Below are 6,392 nucleotides of genomic sequence, written 5' to 3' on the forward strand. Positions count from 1 at the left end.
CCCCAGGCGGGCCGTCGCGGCGGCGGTGGCGGGACGGCGGCGGAACCGCTCCAGCGGGGCGCGGGCGCGTCGATCCGGGTCGGATCGGGGGTGTTCTCCACGCGGGTCGGGTCCGGCGTGTTCGCCGACGGCATGCGGTCTTGGGCGTTCTCGACCTTGGTGGGGTCAGGCGTGGCCGCGGCCCGGGGCGGCTGCGGCGCGACGTCGATCCGGGTCGGATCCGGCTGCCGCCCGGTCCGGGGAGTGGGTACGGGCGTGGTGCGGCCCGGAACCGCCGCGGATCCCCGAGCCCGGGTGACCGGTACGGGCGGAGTGCCGCCCGGCGCTCCTGCGTCGGCAGTCGGAGCCTCGTCGGTAGGCGCGTCGGCCGGCATTCCGGCGTTGCCGGAGAGGGCGTCGGCGGTCGTCGCGCTCGCCTGGGGGCCGGCCTTGCCGGTGGCGGCGGCGTCGTCGGCCGGTGGGTGCGGGCTCGCGCCGTCGAGCGGGGCGGTGCTGGCCGGGTCCGCCGGTTCGGCTGCTTGGTCCCGCCGTGCCGGTTCAGCCTGCTCGGACGGTTCCGGGCGGTCGTCCCGCAGCGCCTGCTCGGCCGGCTCGTCCGGCCGCGCGGGTCCGGCCTGCTCCGGCTGCTCGCTGGGCTCGCTGTCGGCGGCGCCGGACGGCTGGTCGGCCGCCGTCGCGCCGGGGGTCCGGTCGTCGGCGGCCGCCGACGCGCCGGGGGTCCGGTCGTCGGCGGCCTCCGGTGTGCCGGACGGGGACGCCGGAGCCGAGGCGCCGGTGGCGTCCTCGGTGTCGACGGCGGTCGCCGGCTCGGTGACGGACGGCATCTCGGCCCCGTCGGCCGGCCGGTCCGCCCCCGGCTGCGGCTGCGGCATCGCGGCTGTCTCCTCTCGGCCCGTTGCGAGGTTAGTACCGCCCCGCCACCCGGGACGAATCCCGCCCCGCTCCCCGCCCTCACTCCGGTGATCAAGGAGTTCGTGTCCCGTGGGAGCTCGGGGGAGTCCGCAAACTCCTTGATCAACGCGGCGGACACGGGCGCGGGCGCGGGACAGGGCGGGGACACCGCGTACGCTTGGGCATCATGAGTGCCCCGTCCACGACCCCGCGTCCCGCCGCCGCCAACTCGGTCTGGCCCCGGCTGGAGCCGTTGCTGCCGCAGGTGACCAAGCCCATCCAGTACGTGGGTGGAGAGCTGGGAGCCGTGGTCAAGGACTGGGACGCCGCGACCGTCCGGTGGGCGCTGATGTATCCGGACGCCTACGAGGTGGGCCTGCCCAACCAGGGCGTGCAGATCCTGTACGAGGTGCTCAACGAGCTGCCCGACGTGCTGGCCGAGCGGACGTACGCGGTCTGGCCCGACCTGGAGAAGCTGATGCGCGCCCACGGCGTGCCGCAGTTCACCGTCGACGCCCACCGCCCGGTGCGTGACTTCGACGTGTTCGGCGTCTCGTTCTCCACCGAGCTGGGCTACACCAACCTGCTCACCGCGATCGACCTGGCCGGCATTCCGCTGCTCGCCGCCGACCGCACCGACGCCGACCCGGTGATCGTGGCCGGCGGGCACGCCGCGTTCAACCCGGAGCCGATCGCCGACTTCGTCGACGCCGCGGTGCTCGGCGACGGCGAGGAGGCGGTGCTGGAGATCACCGCCATCGTCCGGGAGTGGAAGACGGAGGGCTCCCCGGGCGGCCGCGACGAGCTGCTGCTGCGGCTGGCCCGCACCGAGAGCGTGTACGTGCCGCGCTTCTACGACGTCGACTACCTGCCCGACGGCCGGATCCAGCGGGTCGTGCCGAACCGGCCGGACGTGCCGTTCCGGGTGCACAAGCGCACCACCATGGACCTGGACGCCTGGCCGTACCCGAAGAAGCCCCTGGTGCCGCTCGCCGAGACGGTCCACGAGCGGTACGCGGTGGAGATCTTCCGGGGCTGCACCCGCGGCTGCCGGTTCTGCCAGGCCGGCATGATCACCCGCCCGGTGCGGGAGCGGTCGATCACCACCGTCGGCCAGATGGTCAAGGAAGGGCTGGAGTTCTCCGGCTTCCACGAGGTCGGCCTGCTGTCGCTGTCGTCGGCCGACCACTCCGAGATCGGCGACATGTGCTCCGGCCTGGCCGAGCAGTACGCGGGCACGAACGTCTCGCTGTCGCTGCCGTCGACCCGGGTGGACGCGTTCAACATCGACCTGGCCCAGGAGCTGTCCCGCAACGGGCGGCGGACCGGTCTGACCTTCGCGCCCGAGGGCGGGTCGGAGCGGATCCGCAAGGTGATCAACAAGATGGTGTCGAAGGAAGACCTCATCCGTACGGTGGTCACCGCGTACTCCAACGGCTGGCGGCAGGTGAAGCTCTACTTCATGTGCGGCCTGCCCACCGAGACCGACGAGGACGTCCTCGAGATCGCCGACATGGCGCACGAGGTGATCCGGGCCGGCCGCGCGGCCACCGGGTCGAAGGACATCCGCTGCACGGTCTCCATCGGCGGGTTCGTGCCGAAGCCGCACACCCCGTTCCAGTGGGCCTCGATGGAGCGGCCGGAGGTCATCGACGGCCGGCTCAAGCTGCTCAAGCAGGCGATCAACAGCGACCGGTCGCTGGGCCGGGCGATCGGCTTCCGCTACCACGACGGCGAGCCGTCGCTGATCGAGGGCCTGCTCTCCCGGGGCGACCGCCGGGTCGGCGCGGTGATCCGCAAGGTCTGGGAGAACGGCGGCCGGTTCGACGGCTGGAGCGAGCACTTCTCCTACCAGCGGTGGGTGGACGCCGCCACCGAGGTGCTGCCGGCATACGGCGTGGACCTCGACTGGTACACCACCCGGCAGCGCGAGGAGCTGGAGGTCCTGCCCTGGGACCACCTCGACTCCGGCCTGGACAAGGACTGGCTCTGGCAGGACTGGCAGGACTCGCTGTCGGAGTACGAGCAGGACGACTGCCGCTGGACGCCCTGCTTCGACTGCGGCGTCTGCCCGTCCATGGACACCGAGATCCAGATCGGCCCGACCGGCCGCAAGCTGCTGCCGCTCACCCCGGTCAACGGGCTGAAGCTGCCCGCAGCAGCCCAGGGCTGACGCCGCCCGCACTCACCGGAGCGCGGGAACCCGACCGGGTTCCCGCGCTCCGTCGTCCTTCCCGGTGACCGTCGCGGTACGCGGGGTGGGGGTGCCCCGACTGGTCCTTCCTCGATACGCTGCGTCCGTAATGGACCGGCCGGGGCCGGCAGCGGGGAGGACAGGCAGCATGGGCATCAATCCGCCGGACACCGGCGATCTGCACGTCAGCGTCGAGGACCTGGATGCGGCGGCCGAGTACATCGAGCGCCTCAAGCAGTACGTCGAGGACACCATCTCCTGGGAGATGGAGCGCATCAAGGAGCGGATGAAGGGCGACAGCGGCAACGCGCAGACGGTGCCCAACGGCACCCCGTTCGGCGCGTACGAGGACGCCCGGATGCAGTGGCAGGCGCTGACCACGTCCACCGCGAGCATGGAGGCCCACCTCAAGGCCATCTCCATGAAGCTGGCCGGCCTGAAGCAGGGCACACAGGACATCGCCAAGGCGTTCCGCGACGCCGAGGCCCGCAACGCGGCCAACGGCAAGGACATCGAGCGTCTGCTGGAGTCCGCGGCCCCGCCGCCGGACGCCGGGCAGCAGCCCACCTACCCGTACACGGCCTGAGGGGGAGACGGTCATGGCAGGAGGCACCTGGGAGCGTTGCGTCCGTGAGGTGACGCTCTCGGCGGACCCGGAAACCGTCGGATCGGTCGGCGCGGGCTGGAAGAACCTCTCCACGGCGCTCGGCCACCTACGCGACTCGCTGGTGGGCCGTTCGTTCGTCGGCCCGATCGCGGCCGGCCAGGAGCGCCCGCACACCGGCGGCCTGCCCGGGATGCTCGCCGGCTGGAAGGGCAGCGGCGGCGACGCGTACCGCGAGCACCTGTCCGAGATCGGCAAGGACATCGAGGAACTCATCACGCACGCCAGCAACGTCAGCGGCGCGCTGTCGCGGATCGAGGGCGACATCCGTACGGCGGTGGCGAGCATCCCGATCCCGCTGATGGACAACTTCGGCTGGAACGAGTGGAGCCTGCCCGGCGGCACCGAGCTGGACGACGCGCGCGACGGTGAGAGCCAGTCCGGCTTCCTCGCCGCGCTGCGCAGCGACTACCAGGGCAACCAGGCGTTGTACGCCGACGGCGCGTTCCGCGACAAGGCCGACGACCTCGAAGCCACCATGAAGATCGACGGCAACGCCAGCGACCAGAAGCGGGGCGGCTGGTGGGACACCAAGTCGCACCTCGACAACTGGTACCGCGACAACCAGCAGGCGGCCAACAAGGCGATGTCGCCGCTGCCGGCAGCGGTCGAGGCCGAGCGCCCCAAGCTGGCCGTACCCCGCCCCACGGACAGCGAACTGGGCGACGGCTACCGCGGCGACCCGCGGGTTCCCCCGACGGGTGTGCCCGGCGGCGGCCTGCCGGGTGGCGGCGCGCCCGGCGGCGGCATGCCCGGCGGTGGCGGCCCCATGCCGTCCATCGGCAGCACCGGCATCGGTGGTGGCACGCCCGGCGGCGGTTCGTTCACGCCGCCCCCCGGTGGACCCGGCGGCGGCATCCCCGGCGGCGGCACCTACACCCCGCCGACCACCGGGGGGATCCCCGAGCTCGGTGGCGCGCCCGGCTCGGGCACCCCGGAGTACGGCAGTGGTCTGGCCGGCGCGGGCGGGCCCGGCACGATCACCGTAGGCGGGCCGGGCACGCTCGGTCTGGGCAGCGGTGGCGCGGGTGGACTGAGCGCCGGTGGCGGCGGCTTCGGTGGTGGTGGCGCCGGCCTGGGCTCGGCCGGCGGGATCGGCGGCGGTGGGATCGGCGCGGCCGGCGGCATGGCCATGGGCGGTCTGCCCGGCATGGTCGGCGGCGGCAACGGCAAGGTTCCGCCACTGACCAGCGCGGCCAGCGCGTTGAAGGCCGCGGCCGCGGCGGGACCGGGCGGCGCGGGCGGCGCGCGTGGCGGGATGGCCGGCGCCGGGATGATGGGCGGCGGAATGATGGGCGGTCACGGCGGCGCCGGTCACGGCGGCGACGCGGCGGGGCACTCGTCATGGTTGACTGAGGACGACGATCCGTGGGGTGCCGGTGACGGTGCGTCCCCGGGCATCCTGCGATGAGGACGGACGGATGAAGGTGCACGTCGGCGCGCTCCGGCCGGTGACGGCCGGTCTGCTTGCCGGACTGATGCTGCTGGGTGCCGCCCAGCCGGCGGTCGCCGCGCCGCGCCGCGCCGAGCAGTGGTATCTGGACGAGCTGCGGATCGACCGGGCGCATCAGATCTCCACCGGGCGGGGCGTCGTCGTCGGCGTGCTGGACACCGGTGTGGACGCCGGGCACCCCGACATGCGGGGCCGGGTCCTGGCCGGTGGGAGCACCCGTGACTCCGGCGACGGCCGGCGCGACCCGGACGGCCACGGCACCCACATGGCCGGGATCATCGCGGCCAACGGGACCGGGGTGGTCGGCATCGCGCCCGACGCCCGGATCCTGCCCATCCGGAAGCCCGTCGGCGCGGCGGCCACCAAGGACGACTCCGCGACCGGCATCCGGATGGCCGTCGACGGCGGTGCGAAGGTGCTCAACCTGTCGTACGGCGGCGCCGGGCCCGTGGAGGAGGTCGAGGAGGCCGCGATCCGGTACGCGCTGGAGCGCGACGTGGTCGTGGTGGCCGCCGCCGGCAACGTCCGGCAGGCCGGCCCGGACGTCGTCTCACCCGCCAAGATCCCCGGCGTGATCGCGGTGACCGGCACGGTCCGGGGCGGGGGTTTCTGGTCCGGATCGGCCCAGGGCCCGGAAGCGGTGATCGCCGCGCCCGGCGACGAGGTCTACAACATCGGCCCGGACCGGGGCTACGGCTGGGGGGACGGCACATCCGACGCCGCCGCCGTCGTCTCCGGCGTCGCGGCGCTGATCCGGTCGAAGCACCCGAAGCTCTCCGCGCCCGACGTGATCAACCGAATGATCCGTACCGCCCGGGACGCCGGGCCGCCCGGCCGCGACCCGCGGTTCGGCTTCGGCCGGATCGACCCGGTGGCGGCGCTCACCGCAGACGTGCCGTCGGTCTCGGCGAACCCGCTGCTCGGGGCCGCCGCGCCGAGCGCGTCCGCGCCACCGGCCGCCGCCGAGGACGACAACTTCGACGTGACGAAGTACGGCGACCGGGGCGGCCCCACCGACCAGCAGGTGATGGTGATCGGCATCGGCATCGCCGTGGCGCTCGTGGTGCTGCTGGCGCTCGTGGTGTTCCTGATCTGGAACCGCCGCCGTCACCGGCGTGAGCTGGCGAAGGTCGGCTCGATCCCGGACGAGGCGCTGGACCGGATGGACGCCGGTGGGCAGGGCCTGCCGG

At 73.7% G+C, this 6,392-nt stretch carries 4 protein-coding genes and 1 pseudogene; 4 read left to right on the top strand and 1 reads right to left on the bottom strand.

What is annotated here, in order from left to right; translation table 11 throughout:
- Positions 1–872: pseudogene (locus tag ABD52_RS35460) on the bottom strand (hypothetical protein); the annotation flags it as partial.
- Between the two features lie 206 nt (positions 873–1,078).
- On the opposite strand from ABD52_RS35460, the gene ABD52_RS35465 reads away from it, so the two are divergent.
- The 4 genes from ABD52_RS35465 to mycP form a co-directional block, all read left to right on the top strand.
- The gene (locus tag ABD52_RS35465) at positions 1,079–3,064 is read left to right on the top strand and encodes a TIGR03960 family B12-binding radical SAM protein (protein ID WP_013288017.1); all 1,986 of its coding nucleotides are present in this window, start codon (positions 1,079–1,081) and stop codon (positions 3,062–3,064) included.
- Between the two features lie 169 nt (positions 3,065–3,233).
- Positions 3,234–3,671, top strand: a complete 438-nt coding sequence (locus ABD52_RS35470) for a hypothetical protein (protein WP_013288016.1) — start codon at positions 3,234–3,236, stop codon at positions 3,669–3,671.
- Between the two features lie 13 nt (positions 3,672–3,684).
- Positions 3,685–5,160, top strand: coding sequence for a hypothetical protein (locus ABD52_RS35475; protein ID WP_047894609.1), 1,476 nt, complete (start codon positions 3,685–3,687; stop codon positions 5,158–5,160).
- Positions 5,161–5,170: 10 nt separating this feature from the next.
- On the top strand, positions 5,171–6,392 hold a 1,222-nt coding region (mycP, locus tag ABD52_RS35480; RefSeq protein WP_047894610.1), incomplete at its 3' end, for a type VII secretion-associated serine protease mycosin.

It is taken from the genome of Micromonospora sp. RV43 (assembly GCF_001029515.1).
Classification (GTDB): domain Bacteria; phylum Actinomycetota; class Actinomycetes; order Mycobacteriales; family Micromonosporaceae; genus Micromonospora; species Micromonospora aurantiaca.

Excerpts from the sequence above, each read along its gene's own strand:
- ABD52_RS35475 (WP_047894609.1), top strand. The coding sequence starts at position 3,685 with ATGGCAGGAGGCACCTGGGAGCGTTGCGTCCGTGAGGTGACGCTCTCG.
- ABD52_RS35470 (WP_013288016.1), top strand. The coding sequence starts at position 3,234 with ATGGGCATCAATCCGCCGGACACCGGCGATCTGCACGTCAGCGTCGAG.
- ABD52_RS35465 (WP_013288017.1), top strand. The coding sequence starts at position 1,079 with ATGAGTGCCCCGTCCACGACCCCGCGTCCCGCCGCCGCCAACTCGGTC.